The sequence below is a fragment of the Kineococcus gynurae genome, from assembly GCF_042433995.1.
In the GTDB taxonomy this organism is placed as follows: domain Bacteria; phylum Actinomycetota; class Actinomycetes; order Actinomycetales; family Kineococcaceae; genus Kineococcus; species Kineococcus gynurae.
Genome location: NZ_JBHLUI010000003.1, coordinates 542,726 through 561,864, shown reverse-complemented (window position 1 = coordinate 561,864; position 19,139 = coordinate 542,726). Strand labels below are relative to the sequence as shown.

Here is a 19,139-nt window from a genome sequence, read left to right as displayed (position 1 = left end):
CCCTCGTCCCCTCCCGTTCACCGGGTCGGGATGCCCCGGACACCGGTCTGGGGGAGCATCGGTCCGCCCGCGCCCGCGGGTGACCCATGGAGGGGGAACCGAAGTCGTGTTCACAGTGATCGCCTGCGTCGCACTCATGACCGCCGGCATCGTCGGCGCCACCAAGATGGAGGAGCGGCTCGGCCGTTCCGAGACCCAGCGGGTCCACGAACGGAACTGATCCCGCCGCCGGTCCGCGTGATCCGCCGGGCGAGGCCGCTGTGGCGATCCTGAGGGGACGTGGCGGCGGGTCGCCGTCCGGGGCCACGAACACCGTCGGGGTGAGTCACACTCAGGGGTCGACCCGTCCCCGATGATCGGAGATCCCCCCTCGTGGCAGGACTAGTGCAGCGCCTGCGCTCGACGTACGAGGTGCTCGCCCGCGAGGCGGCCAAGTTCGGCGTCGTCGGCGCGGTGGCCTTCGTGGTCAACATCGGCGTCTTCAACCTGCTGCGCCACGGCGGACCCGACGGCATCGGGGTCCTGCACCACAAGCCGCTCACCGCGAACGTGATCGCGGTCGCCATCTCGATCCTGGTCGCGTGGTTGGGCAACCGGTACTGGACCTTCCGCCTCCGGCGGCGGGCCTCGGCCGGTCGCGAGCTGATCCTCTTCGTCGTCATGAACGCCGCCGGGTTGGCGATCTCGCTGGCCTGCCTCGGCTTCACCTACTACGTGCTGAACCTGCGGGGCGCGGTCGCCTCCAACGTGTCGGCCAACGGCGTCGGCCTGGTGCTGGGCACGCTCTTCCGCTGGTGGGCCTACCGGAAGTTCGTCTTCGTCCAGGAGCTGGAGCAGGAGGGCTGGCACGACGGCGAGCCCCCCACCTCAACCACGACGCGCGCTCCCGGGGACGGGCCGCACGTGCACGACGTCACCGGCCGAGAGGTGCACCGGCACTGAGCCGGCGGGCCGCACGACGAGCCGCCCGTCCTCGGTGACGTCCTCGGCCGCACCGGTGAGCACGTCCCCGCCCGGCCGGTGCACCCGCACCTCCCGGCCGAGCGTGTCGCAGGCGGCCCGGTAGTCGGACAGCTGACCGCTGCGCACCGGGTCTCCCCCCGCCGCGACCCACGCCCGCAGGCGCGCCTCGAAGGCCCGCAGGCCAGCCCGGGCCAGGGTGTCGCGGTCGGTGACCGCCGCCCCCTCCAGCAGCAACGACGTGGCCGGCGTCGGCGCCGGCACCGCGTCCGGGTCGGCCACCGGCAGCTCGTCGGCCCGCTGCAGGACGTTGAGCCCCCACCCGCAGACCACGCGCCCGTCCGCGCCGACCTCGACGAGGATCCCGCAGACCTTGCGCGCGTCCCCGCCATGCCCTCCCCCGGGTGCGGCGACCAGGACGTCGTTGGGCCACTTGACCACCGCGTCCACCCGCGCCCGCTCGCGCAGCGCGTCGGTGACCGCGAGCGCCGTCAGCAGCGGCAGCCACGACCACCGCTCGCGGGGCACGTCGGGGCGCAGCAGGACGGAGGTGGCGGTCGCGGTGCGCGGCGGGGAGGTCCAGGCCCGCCCGACCCGGCCGCGCCCGCTCACCTGGTGGTCGGCCAGCAGCACGGTCCGGTCGAGGGCGGCGGGCCGGGCCAGCAGGTCGGCGTTGGTCGACCCGGTCTCGGCCACCACGTCCAGCGCGCTGAAACCGGGACCACCGGGCTCCGCGGCCAGCAGCGCCCGGCGCAACGCCTGCACCCGCAGCGGGGGTCGGCCCAGGTCGCTCCACGCCCCCCGCGGTCGCTGCTCCGACGTCACCCGGGCAGGCTAGGCGCCGTGCCGACCCCGCCCCGCACCGCGTCCGCCCTGGACCAGCTCGCCGAGGCCCACCTGGCGGCGCTCCTGCGCCGGCAACCCACCCTGGCCCTCGCCCTCGGGGTGCCCGACGCCGCCCCGGGGCTGGGGGACCGGTCCCCCGACGGGATCGACGCGGTGGCCGAGCAGCACCGCCGGACGCTGGCCGGGCTGGAACGGGTCCCGGTGCGCGACGAGGTCGACCGGGTCACCGCCGCGGCCCTGCGCGACCGGCTGGGGGTGGAGCTCGCCCTGCACGAGCGTCACGAGGACCTCGCCTCGCTCAACGTCATCGACTCCCCCGTGCAGGACCTGCGGATGGTCTTCGACCTGCTGCCGGAGGACGGCGAGGACGAACGGGCCGACGTCACCGCGCGGCTGGCGTCGGTCCCCGCGGCGGTGACCGGCTACGTCGAGAGCCTGCGCCTGGCCGCCGACCGCGGTCGGGTCTCCGCCCGCCGTCAGGTGCTGGCCTGCGCCGCCGAGTGCGAGCAGTACGCCGCCCCGGACGGATTCTTCGCCACGTACGCCGCCCGACACGACGACGAGGCCCGCCGCCGCGCCGGTCGCGACGCGGCCCAGGCCTACGCCGACCTGGCGGCCTTCCTGCGCCAGGACCTGCTCCCCCTCGCCCCGGCGGCCGACCCGGTCGGGGAGGAGCGCTACGCCCTCTTCTCGCGGGCCTTCCTGGGGGCGGAGGTGGACCTCGCCGAGACCTACGCGTGGGGCCTGGAGGAGGTGCGCCGCATCCGCGTCGAGATGGGCCGGGTCGCCACGGAGATCTGCGGTTCGCCCGACGTCGCCGCCGCGATCGCCGCCCTCGAGGCCGACCCCACGGTCGTGCTGCCCGGTGCGGAGGCGTTCCGCGACTGGATGCAGCAGCGCTCCGACGAGGCCGTGGCCGCCCTGGCCGGGACCCACTTCGACATCCCGGAACCGTTGCGACGCCTGGAGTGCCGGATCGCCCCGACGACCACGGGCGGCATCTACTACACCCCGCCGAGCGAGGACCTGGCCCGGCCGGGCCGGATGTGGTGGGCGGTCCCCGAGGGGCAGGAGACCTTCGCCACCTGGCGGGAGGCGACGACCGTGCACCACGAGGGCGTGCCCGGTCACCACCTGCAGCTCGGCGTCTCGACCATCCGCACCGACCTGCTCAACCGGTGGCGGCGCTCGCCGAGCAGCTGGGTCTCCGGCCACGGCGAGGGCTGGGCCCTCTACGCCGAGCGGCTGAGCCTGGACCTGGGTCTGCTGCGCGGACCGGGCGAGGTCCTGGGGATGCTCGACGCCCAGCTGCTGCGCGCCGCCCGGGTGGTGATCGACATCGGCGTGCACTGCGGCCTCGGCGCCCCGGCCGAGGTCGAGGGTGGGGACTGGACCTACGAGAAGGCGTGGTCGTTCCTGCGCTCCTGCTCCGGGGAGCACGAGGGCGTGCTGCGCTACGAGCTGGACCGCTACCTGGGCTGGCCCGGTCAGGCCCCCAGCTACAAGGTGGGCCAGCGGCTCTGGGAGGAGGTCCGCGACGAGGCCGCCGACCGCGCCCGCCGGGCCGGGGAGCCCTTCGACCTGCGCGCGTTCCACTCCCGCGCGCTGACCGTGGGCTCGCTCGGGCTGGACGTGCTGCGCACGGCCCTGATCCCCGCGTAGGGGAGGATGCGGGCGTGCCCGCCTCGACCCTCGTCCTCGCCTCCGCGTCCCCGGCCCGCCTCGCCACGTTGCGGTCGGCCGGCCTCGACCCGACCGTCGTGGTCTCCACGGTCGACGAACCCGCCGTCGTGGCCCGGTACGGCGTGACCGACGGCGAGGACGTGGCGCTGGTCCTGGCCAAGGCGAAGGCCGAGGACGTCGTCGCCTCCGACGCGCTGGACGAGGTCGGTGACGCCCTCGTCGTCGGCTGCGACTCGGTGCTGGAGATCGAGGGACCGGACGGGACCGAGGTCCACGGCAAACCGGCGGACGCGGCCGAGGCGGTGGCCCGCTGGCGGCGGATGCGGGGTCGCAGCGGGGTCCTGCACACCGGTCACTGGCTGGTCGACGACCGCGAGGGCGGCTCCGGCGCCACGGTCGGCGGGGTCGCCTCGGTGACCGTGCACTTCGCCGACGTGACCGACGCCGAGATCGAGGCCTACGTCGCCACCGGCGAGCCGCTGCGGGTGGCCGGGGCGTTCACCCTGGACGGGTTGGGCGGCGCGTTCGTCCGCGGGGTCGAGGGCGACCCGCACGCGGTCGTCGGCATCTCGCTGCCGCTGCTGCGCGACCTGCTCCGGGAGGCCGGGGTCACCTGGACGGATCTGTGGTCCCTGCCCGGCTCAGCCGCGACCGCGGCCCCCGGGCAGTAGTCTCAGCCCCCGACCACCCACCTCGACCCCCCGGAGCCTGCGCATGTCCTCCCCCACCACGGTGACCGGACCCGTCACCAAGGTCCTCGTGGCCAACCGAGGGGAGATCGCCGTCCGCGTCGTGCGGGCCGCCCGCGACGCCGGGATCGGCTCGGTGGCCGTGTACTCCGAGGGCGACCGCAACGCGCTGTTCGTCCGGATGGCCGACGAGGCGTTCTCCCTGGCGGGGACGACCGCGGCCGAGACCTACCTGGACATCGCCAAGATCATCGACGTCGCGAAGCGGTCCGGGGCCGACGCGGTCCACCCCGGGTACGGGTTCCTCTCCGAGAACGCCGACTTCGCCCGGGCCGTCGTCGAGGCCGGGCTGACCTGGATCGGGCCGCCGCCGAGTGCCATCGAGGCGTTGGGCGACAAGGTGTCCGCGCGGCACCTGGCGGCGCGGGCCGGAGCCCCCCTGGTGGCCGGGACGCCCGACCCCGTGGCCGGGGCGGAGGAGGTCGTGGCCTTCGCCGACGAGCACGGCCTGCCCATCGCCATCAAGGCGGCCTTCGGCGGCGGTGGCCGCGGGCTGAAGGTGGCCCGCCACCGCGACGACATCGAGGACCTCTTCCACTCCGCGGTGCGCGAGGCCATCGGGGCCTTCGGGCGCGGGGAGTGCTTCGTCGAGCGCTACCTGGACCGCCCCCGGCACGTCGAGACCCAGGTGCTGGCCGACGTCCACGGCGGCGCGGTCGTCGTCTCGACCCGCGACTGCTCCCTGCAGCGGCGGCACCAGAAGCTGGTCGAGGAGGCCCCCGCGCCGTTCCTGACCCCCGAGCAGGACGCCGAGCTCCGCCGCGCGTCGCTGGCCATCGTCAAGGAGGCCGGCTACGTCGGGGCCGGGACCGTCGAGTTCCTCGTCGCCGCCGACGGCACCCTGGCCTTCCTCGAGGTCAACACCCGCCTGCAGGTCGAGCACCCGGTCACCGAGGAGATCTCGGGGATCGACCTCGTCCGCGAGCAGTTCCGCATCGCCCGCGGTGAGGCGCTCGGGTACGACGAGGTCCAGACCCGCGGGCACTCGATCGAGTTCCGCATCAACGGTGAGGACCCGACCGCCGGGTTCCTGCCCCGTCCCGGCAAGCTCACCCGGTTCTCGCTGCCGTCCGGCCCGGGCGTCCGCGTCGACACCGGGATCGACCCGCGGGCCGCGGGCATCGACGGCGGCGTCGAGGTCTCGCAGAACTTCGACTCGTTGCTGGCCAAGCTGATCGTCACCGGCCGCACCCGCGAGGAGGCCCTGGCCCGATCGGCGCGCGCGCTCGGCGAGTTCGTCATCGAGGGCGTCCCCACCGTCCTCAACTTCCACCGCGCGATCGTCCGGACCGCGGCTTTCGCGCCCCGCGACGGCAAGCCCTTCGACATCCACACCCGCTGGATCGAGACGGAGTTCGACGCCACGTCGCTGCCCGGTTCCGGCCCGCTGGTCGACGGCGAGGAGCCGGCCCACCGCGAGACGATCGTCGTCGAGGTCGGCGGCAAGCGTCTGGAGGTCTCGATCCCGGTTGAGCAGCTCAACGCCGGACTGACCCGGGCCGGGCACGAGATCTCCCGCGCCGGGGTCGCGACCGGTGCCGCCGTGGCCCGCGCCTACCGCAACGCGACCCACCGCGGCGGCCGCAACAAGCCCGGGGCCAAGAAGGGCGGCGGGTCGGCCAAGAACCCGAACGCGCTGGTCACCCCCATGCAGGGCACCATCGTCAAGATCAACGTGGCCGAGGGCGACACGGTGGCCGAGGGCGACCTCGTCGCGGTGCTCGAGGCGATGAAGATGGAGCAGCCGCTGACCGCCCACCGGGCCGGGACGATCACCGGGCTGACCGCCAAGCCCGGGGACACCACGACGACCGGGGCGACCCTCTGCGAGATCGTCGACGCCTGATCCGCGGTCAGGAGTTGCGGGGCGGGTCCAGGCGGGCCTGCGGGGCGTGCCAGCCGCGCAGGACCCCGCCGGCCCGCAGGGCCGCGCAGGCCCCCGCCCCGAGCAGGGCCGGCAGGAGCCCGACGTCGCCGACCTCGCTGCCCAGCACGGCGATCGCGGCGCCCACCAGGGCGGGCACCGCGTAGAGCCCGCCGGTGAGGATCGAGGGGATCTTCAGCACGATCGCGTCGCGCAGGGTCCCCCCGCCCACCGCGGTGATCATGCCCAGCAGGATCGCCTGCCCGGCGGGCAGACCGGCGTCGAGGGCGACCTGGGCCCCGGTGATGCAGAACAGCGACAACCCCGCGGTGTCGAAGACCAGCAGCGGTCGGCCCATCCGGGCGAACACCCGGTGCCCGGAGAACCCGGCGAGCGCGCCCACGGTGGCGGTCGCGAGGTACCACCAGACCTGCAGCGAGGCGACGGGTTCGCCGAGCAGGACGTCACGGATCACCCCGCCGCCGAGCGCGGTCACGCACCCGAGGGCCAGGACGCCGAACAGGTCCAGGGTCGCGTCCCGCATGGCGGTCAGCGCCCCGTTGAGCGCGAAGGCGAACACACCGAGCAGTTCCAGGGTGAGCAGCACCCAGCCCGCCTGCACGGTCGGCGGGTCAGTCGGCCAGGCGGTGCAGCTGCCGGGCCGCCTCGGCCAGCGACCCCGACAGCGACGGGTACACGCTGAACGCGTGGGCGACGTCGTCGACGTTGAGCCGCTTCTCCACCGCCAGGGTCAGCGGGAAGATGAGCTCCGACGCCCGCGGGGCCACCACCACGCCGCCGATGACGGTGCCGGACCCGATGCGGGAGAACAGCTTCACGAACCCGTCGTGGATCCCGAGCATCTTGGCCCGGGCGTTCGTGGACAGCGGCAGCTTGACGATGTCGCCCTGCGCCTCGCCCGCGTCGATCTGGGCCTGGGTCCAGCCGACCGTCGCGATCTCGGGGGCGGTGAAGACGTTGGAGGCCACCGAGCGGAGTTTCAGCGGTTCGACCGAGTCGCCCAGCGCGTGCCACATGGCGATCCGGCCCTGCATCGCCGCGACCGAGGCCAGCGGGTAGACGCCGGTGCAGTCCCCGGCGGCGTAGATCCCACGCTTCGACGTCCGCGAGACCTTGTCGGTGTCGACGTGGCCCGAGTCGGACAGGTAGACGCCCGCCTCCTCCAGCCCGATCCCGGCGGTGTTCGGGATCGACCCCACCGCCATGAGGCAGTGCGAACCCTCGACCGTGCGACCGTCGGACAGCGTGACGACGACGGAGTCGCCCCGGCGCTCGGCCGACTCCGCCCGGGAACGGGACATGACCGTCATGCCGCGGCGGCGGAACACGTTCTCCAGCACCTCGGCGGCGTCGGCGTCCTCCCCGGGCAGCACCCGGTCGCGGCTGGAGACGAGGGTGACGTGGGCCCCGAGGGCGTCGTAGGCGTTGGCGAACTCGGCCCCGGTCACCCCGGAACCGACGACGATCAGGTGCTCGGGCAGCTCGGTCATGTCGTAGACCTGCTTCCAGGTCAGGATCCGCTCACCGTCCGGCTTGGCGCTGGGCAGCTCGCGCGGCGAGGCGCCGACACTGACCAGGACCACGTCGGCCTCGACCCGGGTGCCCGCGTCCTCGCCCTCGGTGACCTCGACCGTCGACGGTCCGTCGAGTCGGCCCAGACCGTTGAGGACGGTCACGCCCTCCTTCTCCAACCGGGCCCGGATGTCCATGGACTGGGCGAAGGCCAACGCCTTCACGCGGTGGTGGACCCGCTCGATGTCGACGGTGACGGCCCCCTCCGGCTCGGTGTCGGACGTCCCGTGACCGGGGAAGCGCACGCCCAGCTCCACCGCCCCGGCCACCGTCGCCATGAGCTCGGAGGTCGCGATGAGCGTCTTGGAGGGGACGACGTCGGTGAGCACGGTCGACCCGCCGAGACCGTCCCGTTCCACGACGGTGACCTCGGCCCCCAGCTGGGCGGCGACCAGGGCCGCCTCGTACCCACCGGGGCCGCCACCGAGGATGGCGACGCGCTGGCGAGAGGCGGGCGAGGACGAGGATGCGTTCACCCGAGCATCGTTGCGCAGCCGGGTGCCCGGGTCACCTCGGGGGCCAGCGCGCCCGGGGCCGCGCCACCCCCGGGGCCTCCTTGCGCTCATCGTGCGGCGGCGCGCAGCGGAGTGCCCGCCGGACCGGCCCCTTCCTACCCTCCCGTCGTGATCAAGGAATCGACGTCCGCCCCCGGCCGACCGGGCTGGGTCCCCGCCTTCGTCGCCCTGGCCGTCCTGTGGGGCTGCTCCTTCGCCCTCGTCCACGTCGGCCTGCGGGCCCTCACCCCCGTCCAGGTCGCCTTCTGGCGGCTGGCGCTCGGGGCGTCGACCCTGCTCGTCGTCAGCGCCGCCACCCGCACCCGCCTGCCCCGCGGGCGGCGCACGTGGGCCCACCTGCTGGTCCTGGCGGCGCTGCTCAACGCCGCCCCCTTCACCCTGTTCGCCGTCGGGCAGCAGAGCGTGTCCTCGGTGCTGGCCGGCATCATCAACGCCACCACCCCCCTGGCCACCCTCCTGGTCATCCTGGTCGCCTTCCGTGAGGAGCGACCCACCCGCCGGCGCACCACCGGCCTGCTGACCGGCTTCGTCGGCGTCGCCGTCGTGCTCGGCGTCTGGCGGGGTCTCGCTGCGGGCGAGCTCACGGGCGTGCTGGCCTGCCTGGGCGCGGTGGCCTGCTACGGCGTCGCCTTCCCCTACGCCCGGCGCCACCTGGCGAGCAGCGGTGCACGCCCGGTGGCCCTGGCCACCGCCCAGGTGCTGCTCGCCACCGGGCTGATGCTGCCGGTCCTGGCCCTCAGCGGGACGACCCCGACCGCACCGCCGACGCCGACGGTGGTGGCGGCGATGGTCGCGCTCGGGGCGCTGTGCTCGGGTCTGGCCTACGTCCTGAACTTCCACGTCGTCGCGGCCCGGGGCGCGAGCACCGCCAGCAGCGTCACCTACCTGACGCCGGTGGTCGCCGCCGTCGTCGGGGTCGCGTTCCTGGGTGAGCACCTGCGGTGGAACCAGCCGCTGGGGGCAGGGCTGGTGCTGGTCGGCATCGCCGTGTCGCAGGGCCACCGGTTCCCGGGCCGCGCTGCGCCGGGACGTCGCGGTCCTCGGCGGACGCCCTAAGGTGGGGCCTCGTGCCCGCTTACGCCGCGTACGCCACCAACCTCGATCCGGAGCGGATGGCGCAGAAGGCCCCGCACTCCCCGCTGCGGTCGACCGGTTGGCTGGTCGACTGGCGGATGACGTTCGGGGGCGAGGACCGCAGCTGGCAGGGCCCGCTCGCGACCGTCGTCGAGGCCGAGGGCGACCAGGTCTACGTCGCGCTCTACGACGTCACCGAAGCCGACGAGGTCCGCCTCGACGCCGCCGAAGGCATGGGCATCGGTCTGTTCCGCAAGGTCAAGGTGCGGGTGACGACCCTCGAGGGCGACGTCGTGGCCTGGACCTACGTGCTCGACGACTACGAGGGCGGGCTGCCCACCGCCCGCTACCTCGGCAGCCTGGCCGACGCGGCCGAGGCCGGGGGCGCCCCGCACGACTACGTGCTGGCGATGCGGGGGCGGCCCTGCCGTTCCAACGACGCGTAGGGGCGACGCGCGGGGTCGACGCGGAGGGGCGACGCCTAGGGTGACCCCGTGAGCGCCACCGACGACCCCTTCGCCCTCGCCGAGACCGCCGCGGCCCGTCTGGCCGAGCTGAGCGGCGTCCCCCGGCACGACGTCGCCCTGGTCCTGGGCTCGGGGTGGGCGGCCGCCGCCGACGAGATCGGCGAGACCGTCGCCACGGTCCCGGCGACCGAGCTGCCCGGCTTCCTGCCCCCCGCCGTCGTCGGTCACGCGGGGGTGGCCCGCAGCATCGCGGTCCAGCGCCCCGGGCAGGAGCCGTTGCACGCGCTCGTGCTGCCGCGCACCCACTTCTACGAGAACCACGGCGTGCGCGCGGTCGCCCACGGGGTCCGGACCGCCCGCGCGGCCGGGTGCCGGACCGTGGTGCTCACCAACGGCTGCGGGGGCCTGGACCCCGAGATCGGGCCGGGCTCGCCCGTGCTGATCGCCGACCACCTGAACCTGACCGGGGCCTCCCCGTTGGAGGGCCCCACCTTCGTCGACCTCACCGACCTGTACTCCGCCCGCCTGCGCGAGCTGGCCCGCACGGTCGACGCCGACCTGCCCGAGGGTGTCTACGTGCAGTTCCGCGGGCCGCACTACGAGACCCCGGCCGAGGTGCGGATGGCCGGGGTGATGGGCGGCTCCCTCGTCGGGATGTCGACGACGCTGGAGGCCATCGCCGCCCGGCACGTCGGGCTGGAGATCCTGGGCCTCTCCCTGGTCACCAACCTCGCCGCGGGCGTCTCGGCGCAGCCGCTGTCGCACCAGGAGGTCCTCGACGCCGGCCGCGAGGCCGCCCCGCGCTGCTCGCGGCTGCTGGCCGGGATCGTCCCGCAGCTCTAGGGATCGGCGCTGCGGAACGCCGTCGAAGGGTTCAGCGGGGAGGGGGTGAGGCGTCCCGGCCCGGCAACCGACGGTCGGCCCATCGGAACCCCAGCAGCAGCAGGACCGACAGCACCACGACGACGCCGGTGTTGCGCAGCGAGGCTCCCAGGCCGATCTCGGCGACGTCCAGGAACGGGTAGGGGTACCAGCCCACGGCCTCCCCCCGCACGAACGTGTACGCGATCCACCCCAACGGCCACGCGAAGGCCCACGCGACGGTACGGCCGTCGATCCGGGGGCGAGGCCCGAAGAGGAGGAAACCCGCGAGGGCCATGGCGGGTGAGACGTCGTGGAAACCCGCGTCGACCCACCAGTCGATGCCGGCGCGTTGGACCGACCCCGCGAGCACGGTCCCGTACACCAGGGCCGTGACGGTGATGCCGAGCATGGCGTCCAGCCGCAGGATCCGCCAGAACCTTCCGTCGCGGCGCGGGTCGAGGGCGAGGGACACTGCGGTGAGGAGGACGAGCGCGTTGCTCTGGACGGTGAAGTAGCTGAACGTCTCCGCGAGCCGGGTCCCGAGCGAGCCGGCACCCGAACCCCCGCGGACGTCGATGACGAGTTGGGTCGCGAGGGTCGCGGCGACGACGAGCGCGAGGACGGTGTGCCAGACGCGGGACAGGGCAGCGGTGCGCACCACCACATCCTGACTCTTCTCCCGCCTGGGGCGCGTGCCGGCTCGGCGAGAGGGATCCATCCCGACGTCCGCGGGTGGGTCCGCCCGCGCAGCCACCTCCACACCCCGACGGCGACGATCGCGAGACCCGCGAGGACGCCGAGGGTGAGGGCGACGTCGCTGATCGTCCGGGCCTGCTCGGTCGCAGCGCCGCCAGGGACGCCGCGCCGTCGGCCGCGTCCGTCAACGGAGCAGCGAGGGCTGCACGGGTCGAGCAGGTCGGCCCGGCCCTGACGTCCCGTACGACGGGAGGTCCACTCGACGGTCACGAGAGCACACACCTGGACTTCAAGGAGGAGGCAGGCCGACGCGGCCGGGACGGCTCCCTCCTCCCAGGAACGCCCGGAACGTGGAGGCCGCGGACCGTCTGGCCGACGAGGTCGCCTGCATGGCCAACACCCCCGGTGGCGGCGCCCTGCTGGTGGGCTTCGACGACAAGACAGCTGAGGTGGTGGGGGCAGACCTCGATCCTGAATGGCTCCGACACCGCATCCACCAACGCGTCGACATCGCGCCCACGATCGAGGAACGCCACCTCGACGGCAGCCGTATCCTCGTGCTCCTGGTGGCTGAGGCACGCGAGCCGGTGGAGGACACCCGCTCCCGCCTGCGGTGGCGGGTCGGCGGGCACTGCGCGCCCATCGACCCGGCAGAGTGGTGGCTGCACCAGCAGCGTCGCCGGCGTCACGACGCCATGGCCGAGCCCACCAACCGGACGTTGCGCGACGTGGCGCCCGGGGCCCTGCTGATCGCTCGAGCCAACCTCGAGCAAGTCCAAGGCGTCAGCGACTCTGTCATGGACGATGCCGACCTGCTCCGCCACCTCGGGGTCCTCCCTCCCGGGGGGAACCTCACGCAGGCAGGTGCTCTGCTCTTCTGCCCCTCCGAGCGATCCCTCATCGACTACGGCCGGTGGGACGTGGAGGGCGGGGATGTCATCGACCGAGGCCCGGAGCTGCGGGGGCAGAGTCTGCTGGAGCAGATCGCCACGGTCGAGCAGCGACTCGACGCGGTCAACACCGCTATCACGATCAAGGGGTCGTTCGCGGAGACCACAGTCCGTCGGCTGCCCCCGCGCGCAGTTCGCGAGGCCGTCCTGAACGGAGTGACGCACCGCGACTGGACGACCCACGAACCGACTCGCGTGACGTGGATTGACCTCGACAGTGCGCTGGAAGTCGTCAGCCCTGGCGGTTTCGTCGGCGGAGTGGACGCCGGCAACATCCTGGCCGAGCACTACGCCCGGTACCCCGCCCTCGCCGATCTGATGCGGGCAGTGGGGCTCGTCGACAAGAAGGGAATCGGCGTCGACCGGATGTACCGCGAGATGGTGGCCTTGGGGCATCGGCCACCTGCCATCGAACAGACCTCCGGCCCTCGGGTCCGTACTCGCCTGCGCGGGGGCGATCCCGTGCTTCCCGTGCTCGAACTGATGTCTGCGATTCGTCCATCCGCACGTCGCAACGACGTGAAGGTGGCTCTCCTGGTGCACACCCTGTTGCACCACCCGTTCGTCAATGCCGAAACGTTGGCGCCCGTCCTGCAGCGGGACCCGCTGTACGCGGCTGAAGCCATCGAGGTCGCAGCGGCAGCCCGGATCGGACAGGGCGCACTCATCGAAGAACTCAAGGATGTCTGGGTGCTCAGCACCACGTCACTGGAGATCCTCGAACGCCGCCGTGGGGCGACAGCGAGTGGGGTTCTCCCGTACCGACGCCCCACCGACGAACAGCAGATGCTCGCCGTGGTCCGCCAGTGGCTCGCACACCACCCCAGCATCTCCTCCGGCGAGTACGGCCGTCTCGTGGGCCTCACGACGACCGGCGGTCGTGGGCACCTCGACCGGCTCGTGGAGGCCGGGTTCCTGGAACGCGGCCTGGGTGTCGGGCGAAACGCACACTACCTCAGCATTCAGACGGAGCGTACGAATGCCACGGATCACGGGATACGGCAGTAAGCATCACGCTACACCGTCTCCAAGCGAGCGCCCCCTGACCAGCGACGTACTCACCAGCGACGACGACGAGGAGGTCTCCCTGGAAAAGCCCCGAAGGGCTTCCAAGGGAAGCTGTTCGTCCGACAAGAACCCACACCCCGAGTGGGTCTTGTTCTTGGCGCCGATCGCAACTGACCCGACACCCCTGCCAGCGCTGATCAACGCCAGCAGTTCGGATGCTCTCCTCATGCGGCACGACCGCGTCGTCGACGCCAACACCATCGGATACGGCAGCAAGTCGCTGCGCTCCGACTCCATCAGGTCGAGTTTCGGCCTACAGGTCATGGTCAACAGCAACGGTGGCGACGCTGTCATGAGCTCGGAAACGAGGGTCGGGTCGTCGACAGCCTGGTGCCGCCTGGGTCGGCGTCCGATCACACGAGGACCGGCCCTTCTGGGGTGGCAGATCTTGGCCGTCAGCCATCCCGATCATGCCTGGTCAGAGAGCGCCTTCGCTGTCTCCACGCGGCAGCCATCACGTCACTGCTCGCGGATCCGGGTCAGACCGCGTGCAGCGCGACCACGGCGTCGAGCGCGGCGGCCGGGACGCCCCGGCCGTCGGCCCGCGGCCAGTGGATGCTGACCTCGTCGTAGCCGAGGGCGCTCAGCCGGGCGATGACGTCGGCGTAGGTGCCCGCGTCGGTGAAGGGTTCGGGGCGGTCGAGGCCGATCTGGGCGATGCGCCGCACCCGGGGGTCGGCGGTCGCGTCGGCGCCGGCCTCGGCCGCCACCTGCTCCTGGGCCCGGTCGAAGGCGGCGGCCTGCTCGGCGAACCCGTCGAGCCAGTCGTCCAGCCCCTCGACCGTGCGGGGCGCACCGATGCTCACCCACGCCGCCCCGGTCCGGGCCGCGTGGCGCATCCCCCGCGGGCCGGTCGCCCCGACGGTGAAGGGCACCCGGGGCGCCTGCACGCAGCCCGGGATGGTGCGGGCGTCGACCGCGGTCCAGTACTCCCCGGCGTGGTCGACGCCCAGCGCCTCTCCCTGCGGGCCCCGCAGCAGCCGGCCCAGCAGCCCGGTCCACTCCTCGAACCGGTCCTGCCGCTGCCGGGGGGTCAGCACCGGCTCCCCCAGCACCTGGGCGTCGTGCGCCGCGGTCCCCGCCCCGATCCCGAGGTCGACCCGGCCGCCGGAGAGGTGGTCGAGGGTCATGACCTCCTTGGCGAAGGTCACCGGGTGACGGAAGTTGGGGCTCGCCACCTGGGGGCCGATCCGCACCCGCTCGGTGGCCAGCGCCGCCGCGGTGAGCAGCGGGACGGTCGCGTGCCACGGACCGTCGCGCAGGTCCCGCCAGGACAGGTGGTCGTAGGTCCACACGCGACGGACCCCCGCGGCCTCCGCCTCCCGGGTCTGGGCGACGAAGTCGGCGGGGGCCACGTCGGGCAGGACGATGACGGACAGCTCGGGCAGCATCCGCCCGACGCTAGCGGGAGCCGATCGTGCGAGTGCAGCTCCTCCTTACTCTAACAGCGTTAGAGTAGAGACATGCAGCGCTCAGACGTCACCGTGGCCCTCGGGGCCGGACCCCAGGCGGTCGGCAGCTCGATCGCAGCGCTCGCCGAAGACCAGTGGTTCGAGAGGAAAAGCGTCCGCGTCAGTGCCGCCAAGCTCGCACAGGCGGTCGTCGCCCTGGCGAACGCCGAGGGGGGCACGATCGTCGTCGGGATCCATAGCGGCCTGGTCGAGGGCACCGACGCCGATCCCGACCGCCGCAACACCTTCCAGCAGGTGCACCTGGACCTGGTCCAGCCGCCGGCGCGGGTCCGCACCCGACTGGTGGAGTGCCTCACCGACGAGGGGCGACCCGACCACCTCCTGGTGCTCGACGTGTCGCCGGGGGACGAGGTGCACGCCACCCTCCGGGACGAGGTCTTCCTGCGCCTCGGCGACGAGACCCGTCGCCTCACCTACGTCCAGCGGCGCGAGCTCACCTTCGATCGCCGTCAGGCCGGGTTCGAGACCCAGTTGACGCGGGCCGGTGAGGACGACGTCGACGAGAGCGCGGTGCAGGCGTACGCGGACCGGGTCGGGCACCCCCAGTGGCGGGGTCTGCTCAGCGCTCGAGGGCTCCTCCGCGACGGCAGGTTGACCATGGCCGGGCTGCTGCTCTTCGGCCGGAACCCCGGTGCAGAGCTGCCGAACGCCCACGTCCGGGTGACCCGGTTCGCGGGCCGGGACCGGGGCACCGGAGCCCGGCAGCAGGTCAGCTCCGACGAGCGCTTCGAAGGCCCCCTGCCCCTGGTGCTCGACCGATCCATCGCCCACGTCCGAGAACGGCAACCGCGGCGCCGGGCCCTGGGCCGCGGCGGTCGCTTCGAGGACGTTCCCGCGGTTCCCGAGGACGCCTGGCTCGAAGGGGTGGTCAACGCGGTGGTCCACCGCTCCTACAGCCTGCAGAACGACCACATCCACGTCGACGTCTTCGACGACCGCATCGAGATCGAGAGCCCCGGACGCTTCCCCGGCCTGTCCGACCTGCGCGACCCCCTCTCCATCCACCGTTTCGCGCGCAACCCTCGCATCGCCCGGGTCTGCGCCGATCTGGCGTTCGGGCAGGGGATCCGGCGCATGTTCGAGGAGATGCGCCTGGCCGGGCTCAACGAACCCCTCTACCAGCAGACCGAGGGCAGCGTCCGACTGATCTTGACGGCCGACCTCGTCGAACGGGACCTCGCCGATCGCCTCCCGGAGGAGACCCGCGCGGTCGTCCTGGCGTTGCGAGAGGCGGGTCGACTGGGGACGCGTGACCTGGCCGAGGTCATGGGCCTCGCCCGGCCAGCGGCCCTGCGGCGGCTGACGTCGCTCCGCGAGCACGGCGTGATCCGATGGAACGGGACGTCCGCCCGCGATCCCCGGGCCTACTGGGACCTCCCCGGCTGACGGGCCCGGCTCAGCGGGCCGCGGCCCGCCCGTACTGCTTGACCGCCAACGGCACGAAGACGGCGAGGATGCCGACGATCCAGATGAGCGTGTAGAGCTCGGCGTGCTGCAGGGACCACGTCTCCAGCACCGTCCCCGGAGGCACGTTCCCGAACGACTCCCGGGCCGCCTGGACGAGCGCGGTCACCGGGTTCCAGTCCGAGATCACCTTGAGCGCGGCGGGGAAGTTCTCGGTGGGCACGAAGGCGCTGGTGAGGAACGTGACCGGGAAGACCGTCAGGAACGTCAGGTTGTTGAACGCCTCGGGGGTGCGGATGAGCAGGCCCAGCAGCGCCATCACCCAGGAGACGGCGTAGGCGAACAGGAGCAGCAGCAGGAACCCGGTCGCCGCCTCCAGGAAGGAGGTGTGGATGCGCCAGCCGATGAGCAACCCCGTGACCGACATGATGATCATGACGAGGACGTTGGTGATCACGTCGGCCGCGGTCCGGCCGATGAGGACGGCCGACTGGGCCATGGGTAGGGACCGGAACCGGTCGATGATGCCCTTCTGCATGTCGTTGGCCAGCCCCGCCCCGGTGATGGTGGCGCCGAAGATGACCGTCTGGGCGAAGATGCCGGGGATGAGGAACTCGCGGTAGTTCTCCAGCGGGATGGCCGCGCCGAAGACGTAGCCGAACAGCAGGATGAACATGATCGGCGAGATGAGGGTCCCGACCAGCAGGTCGGGGATGCGCTTGATCTTGATGATGTTGACCTTGGCGATGACCGCGCCGTCCGCGATCGCCCGGGTGAGCGTGTTCACCGGCCGTCCTCCTCGTCGTCGTGACCGGCGACCTCGTCGGCCGGTTTACCGGTCAGGCTGAGGAACACGTCGTCCATCGTGGGGCGGCGCAGACCCGCGTCCAACGGGACGATCCCGCGCTCCTGCAGCAGGTTCAGGGCCGAGACCAGCGCGGCGGGGCCGCTGCTGACCGAGGCGGTGACGCGGCGGGCCCGCCGTTGCACCGAGGGTTCGGACAGGGCGAGCGGACGCAACGCCTCGACGGTCCGGTCGACCTCCTCGTCCCGGGCGACCACGACCTCGACGCGCTGGCCGCCGACCTGGGTCTTGAGCTCGTCGGCCGTCCCGCGGGCGATGACGCGACCGTGGTCGATGACCACGATGTCGTCGGCGAGCCGCTCGGCCTCCTCCAGGTACTGGGTCGTGAGCAGCAGGGTCGTGCCCCCGGCCACCATCGAGCTGAGGAGCTCCCACATCTCGTTGCGCGAGCGCGGGTCCAGCCCGGTGGTCGGCTCGTCCAGCACCAGGACGGGCGGTTCGGCGACGAGGGCGCCGGCCAGGTCCAGCCGGCGACGCATCCCGCCCGAGTAGGTCTTCACGGGCCGGTTGGCGGCGTCGGTCAGCCGGAACTGCTCGAGCAGGACCCGGGCCCGGTCGCGGGACGGCTTGCGACCGAGGTGGTACAGCCGCCCGATCATGTCGAGGTTCTCGAAACCGGTGAGGTTCTCGTCCACGGCCGCGTACTGCCCCGAGAGCCCGATGCGCCGGCGGACCTCGCGCGGGTCGGCCAGGACGTCGACCCCGGCGACCGTGGCGGACCCCCCGTCCGGCTTCAGCAGCGTCGTCAGCATCCGCACGGTCGTCGTCTTGCCGGCCCCGTTCGGGCCGAGCAGGGCGAGCACGGTCCCCGTCGGGACGTCGAGGTCGACCCCGCCGACCGCGGTGAGCTCACCGAACTTCTTGACCAGACCCCGCGCCTGCACCGCGCTGCCCCGGGCCGTCGTGGGCGCGGACCCCGTCGCGGGGCCACCGTTGTCCTGAACCATGCGACCGACACTAGGGCTGGCCTCCGACATGTTCCCTCCACCGATCGTCGTGACTCCCCTGCGACCGTCGCCGGGGACGGAACTCATCGCTCGGGCAGGTCCTCGGTGTCGCGCAGCACCCCCATGATCGCGAGCTCGTCCTCCAGCGGCGGGCCCGTGCGCACGCACGCCTGCAACCGCGCGAGGACCTCCTCGCGGTCGAGGCCCGTCCCGATCAGGACCAGCGAGGTGCCCGCGGGCCCCCGGCGACGGCGGGTGAAGCGGACGGCCGCGCCCACGGTCTGGACCAGGAACCGTTCCCCGTGGCCGACGACCGCGAAGCGGCAGAACCCCTTGATGCGGAACACCCCGGAAGGGCGGTCCTCCAGGAACCGGACGAAGGCGCGCGGGTCGAGCGCGTCCTCGGAGGTGAACGTCACCGTCTCGTAGAGGTGGTGCAGGTGCTGCTCGTGCCCGTCCGCGCCCGTCTCCTCGACCTCCTCGCCCAGGGCGAGCTGTCGCTGGGGACGCGAGGGGGTCTCGAACAGCAGGCGGGCGTCGACCCGTCCCCGGTCGGCCGGCACCAGCGCGGCCCAGGGGTTGAGGTCGCGGCAGCGGCGCAGGACGGCCGCGAGCACCTCCGGGGCGGCCAGGTCGGTCTTGGTCACCAGCACGACGTCGGCCATGCGGACGTGGTCGAGCAGGACCGGGTGGCGCCTGGCCGTCGCGTCGAACTCGACGGCGTCGACGCACAGGACGAGGCCCCCGTAGCTCGTCCCGGGCACGCGGGCGGCCAGCACCTGCCGGACCATGGCGCTCGGTTCGGCGACGCCGCTGGCCTCGACGACCACCGCGTCCGGCCGACCGCCGGCCCGTCCCGACAGCAGGCGCCGCAGCAGCTCCTCGACCGTGCCGTCGTCGGTCGAGCAGCACAGGCAGCCGTTCTCCAGGGAGACGGTGCTGTCGGCCCAGCCGGAGACGAGCAGCGCGTCGATGCCGACCGCACCGAAGTCGTTGACCACCACGCCGAGCCGCACGTCGGCCGCCGAACGGAGGAGGTGGTTGAGCACGGTGGTCTTGCCCGCCCCGAGGAATCCGGCGAGCACGACCACCGGCACGTCCGCCACGCCCCCATCCTGCCCG

Annotated in this window: 18 protein-coding genes; 10 read left to right on the top strand and 8 right to left on the bottom strand. The window is 73.1% G+C overall.

The annotated features are described in order from the left end of the window. The first annotated feature begins 372 nt into the window (after positions 1-372). Positions 373-942, top strand: a complete 570-nt coding sequence (locus ACFFKU_RS04050; RefSeq protein WP_380135883.1) for a GtrA family protein — start codon at positions 373-375, stop codon at positions 940-942. Here the strand turns inward: ACFFKU_RS04050 and ACFFKU_RS04045 are convergent. Next, a complete protein-coding gene (locus ACFFKU_RS04045; protein ID WP_380135881.1) occupies positions 868-1,785 on the bottom strand; it encodes a biotin--[acetyl-CoA-carboxylase] ligase in 918 nt (305 codons plus the stop codon). The two genes, ACFFKU_RS04050 and ACFFKU_RS04045, sit on opposite strands and share 75 nt — an antisense overlap. 18 nt (positions 1,786-1,803) lie before the next feature. On the opposite strand from ACFFKU_RS04045, the gene ACFFKU_RS04040 reads away from it, so the two are divergent. From ACFFKU_RS04040 to ACFFKU_RS04030, 3 genes are read left to right on the top strand one after another with little or no spacing between them, the layout of a single operon-like run. Further along, positions 1,804-3,468, top strand: coding sequence for a DUF885 domain-containing protein (locus tag ACFFKU_RS04040; RefSeq protein WP_380135880.1), 1,665 nt, complete (start codon positions 1,804-1,806; stop codon positions 3,466-3,468). Between the two features lie 14 nt (positions 3,469-3,482). Next, entirely contained in the window at positions 3,483-4,160 is a 678-nt protein-coding gene (locus tag ACFFKU_RS04035) for a Maf family protein (RefSeq protein ID WP_380135878.1), read from the top strand. Positions 4,161-4,203: 43 nt separating this feature from the next. Then, entirely contained in the window at positions 4,204-6,084 is a 1,881-nt protein-coding gene (locus ACFFKU_RS04030; protein ID WP_380135876.1) for an acetyl/propionyl/methylcrotonyl-CoA carboxylase subunit alpha, read from the top strand. 7 nt (positions 6,085-6,091) lie between these two features. Here the strand turns inward: ACFFKU_RS04030 and ACFFKU_RS04025 are convergent, their stop codons facing one another. Together ACFFKU_RS04025 and ACFFKU_RS04020 are read right to left on the bottom strand one after the other, a co-directional pair. Next, positions 6,092-6,724, bottom strand: a complete 633-nt coding sequence (locus tag ACFFKU_RS04025) for a trimeric intracellular cation channel family protein (RefSeq protein ID WP_380135875.1) — start codon at positions 6,722-6,724, stop codon at positions 6,092-6,094. Positions 6,725-6,734: 10 nt separating this feature from the next. Continuing rightward, the gene (locus ACFFKU_RS04020; RefSeq protein ID WP_380135874.1) at positions 6,735-8,171 is read right to left on the bottom strand and encodes an NAD(P)H-quinone dehydrogenase; all 1,437 of its coding nucleotides are present in this window, start codon (positions 8,169-8,171) and stop codon (positions 6,735-6,737) included. A 147-nt stretch (positions 8,172-8,318) separates the two neighbouring features. On the opposite strand from ACFFKU_RS04020, the gene ACFFKU_RS04015 reads away from it, so the two are divergent. From ACFFKU_RS04015 to ACFFKU_RS04005, 3 genes are read left to right on the top strand one after another with little or no spacing between them, the layout of a single operon-like run. Beyond that, on the top strand, positions 8,319-9,266 hold the full coding sequence (locus ACFFKU_RS04015; protein ID WP_380135872.1) for a DMT family transporter: 948 nt from the start codon (positions 8,319-8,321) through the stop codon (positions 9,264-9,266). 11 nt (positions 9,267-9,277) lie between these two features. Beyond that, positions 9,278-9,730 (top strand): gamma-glutamylcyclotransferase, encoded by a 453-nt coding sequence (locus ACFFKU_RS04010; RefSeq protein WP_380135870.1) that lies wholly within the window; start codon positions 9,278-9,280, stop codon positions 9,728-9,730. 48 nt (positions 9,731-9,778) lie between these two features. Continuing rightward, entirely contained in the window at positions 9,779-10,594 is an 816-nt protein-coding gene (locus tag ACFFKU_RS04005; RefSeq protein WP_380135867.1) for a purine-nucleoside phosphorylase, read from the top strand. A 31-nt stretch (positions 10,595-10,625) separates the two neighbouring features. On the opposite strand, the gene ACFFKU_RS04000 is transcribed toward ACFFKU_RS04005, so the two are convergent. Further along, entirely contained in the window at positions 10,626-11,273 is a 648-nt protein-coding gene (locus ACFFKU_RS04000) for a Pr6Pr family membrane protein (protein ID WP_380135864.1), read from the bottom strand. A gap of 427 nt (positions 11,274-11,700) precedes the next feature. On the opposite strand from ACFFKU_RS04000, the gene ACFFKU_RS03995 reads away from it, so the two are divergent. Further along, complete coding sequence (locus ACFFKU_RS03995) at positions 11,701-13,269, top strand: DUF5635 domain-containing protein (RefSeq protein WP_380135862.1); 1,569 nt, start codon at positions 11,701-11,703, stop codon at positions 13,267-13,269. Then, a complete protein-coding gene (locus ACFFKU_RS03990) occupies positions 13,241-13,891 on the top strand; it encodes a DUF6119 family protein (protein ID WP_380135860.1) in 651 nt (216 codons plus the stop codon). The genes ACFFKU_RS03995 and ACFFKU_RS03990 overlap by 29 nt, the downstream gene beginning before the upstream one ends. Here the strand turns inward: ACFFKU_RS03990 and ACFFKU_RS03985 are convergent. After that, positions 13,809-14,720, bottom strand: coding sequence for an LLM class flavin-dependent oxidoreductase (locus tag ACFFKU_RS03985; protein ID WP_380135858.1), 912 nt, complete (start codon positions 14,718-14,720; stop codon positions 13,809-13,811). The two genes, ACFFKU_RS03990 and ACFFKU_RS03985, sit on opposite strands and share 83 nt — an antisense overlap. Before the next feature lie 72 nt (positions 14,721-14,792). Between ACFFKU_RS03985 and ACFFKU_RS03980 the strand changes: the two genes are divergently transcribed. Beyond that, on the top strand, positions 14,793-16,187 hold the full coding sequence (locus ACFFKU_RS03980) for an ATP-binding protein (RefSeq protein ID WP_380135856.1): 1,395 nt from the start codon (positions 14,793-14,795) through the stop codon (positions 16,185-16,187). A 10-nt stretch (positions 16,188-16,197) separates the two neighbouring features. Here ACFFKU_RS03980 and ACFFKU_RS03975 read toward each other — a convergent pair whose 3' ends face one another. From ACFFKU_RS03975 to ACFFKU_RS03965, 3 genes are all read right to left on the bottom strand, one after another. Next, positions 16,198-16,992: an ABC transporter permease gene (locus ACFFKU_RS03975; RefSeq protein WP_380135853.1), complete on the bottom strand. Its 795-nt coding sequence runs from the start codon at positions 16,990-16,992 to the stop codon at positions 16,198-16,200. Next, entirely contained in the window at positions 16,989-18,017 is a 1,029-nt protein-coding gene (locus ACFFKU_RS03970; RefSeq protein ID WP_380135851.1) for an ATP-binding cassette domain-containing protein, read from the bottom strand. The genes ACFFKU_RS03975 and ACFFKU_RS03970 overlap by 4 nt, the downstream gene beginning before the upstream one ends. 83 nt (positions 18,018-18,100) lie before the next feature. Beyond that, positions 18,101-19,123: a CobW family GTP-binding protein gene (locus tag ACFFKU_RS03965; protein ID WP_380135849.1), complete on the bottom strand. Its 1,023-nt coding sequence runs from the start codon at positions 19,121-19,123 to the stop codon at positions 18,101-18,103. Between the last annotated feature and the right edge of the window lie 16 nt (positions 19,124-19,139).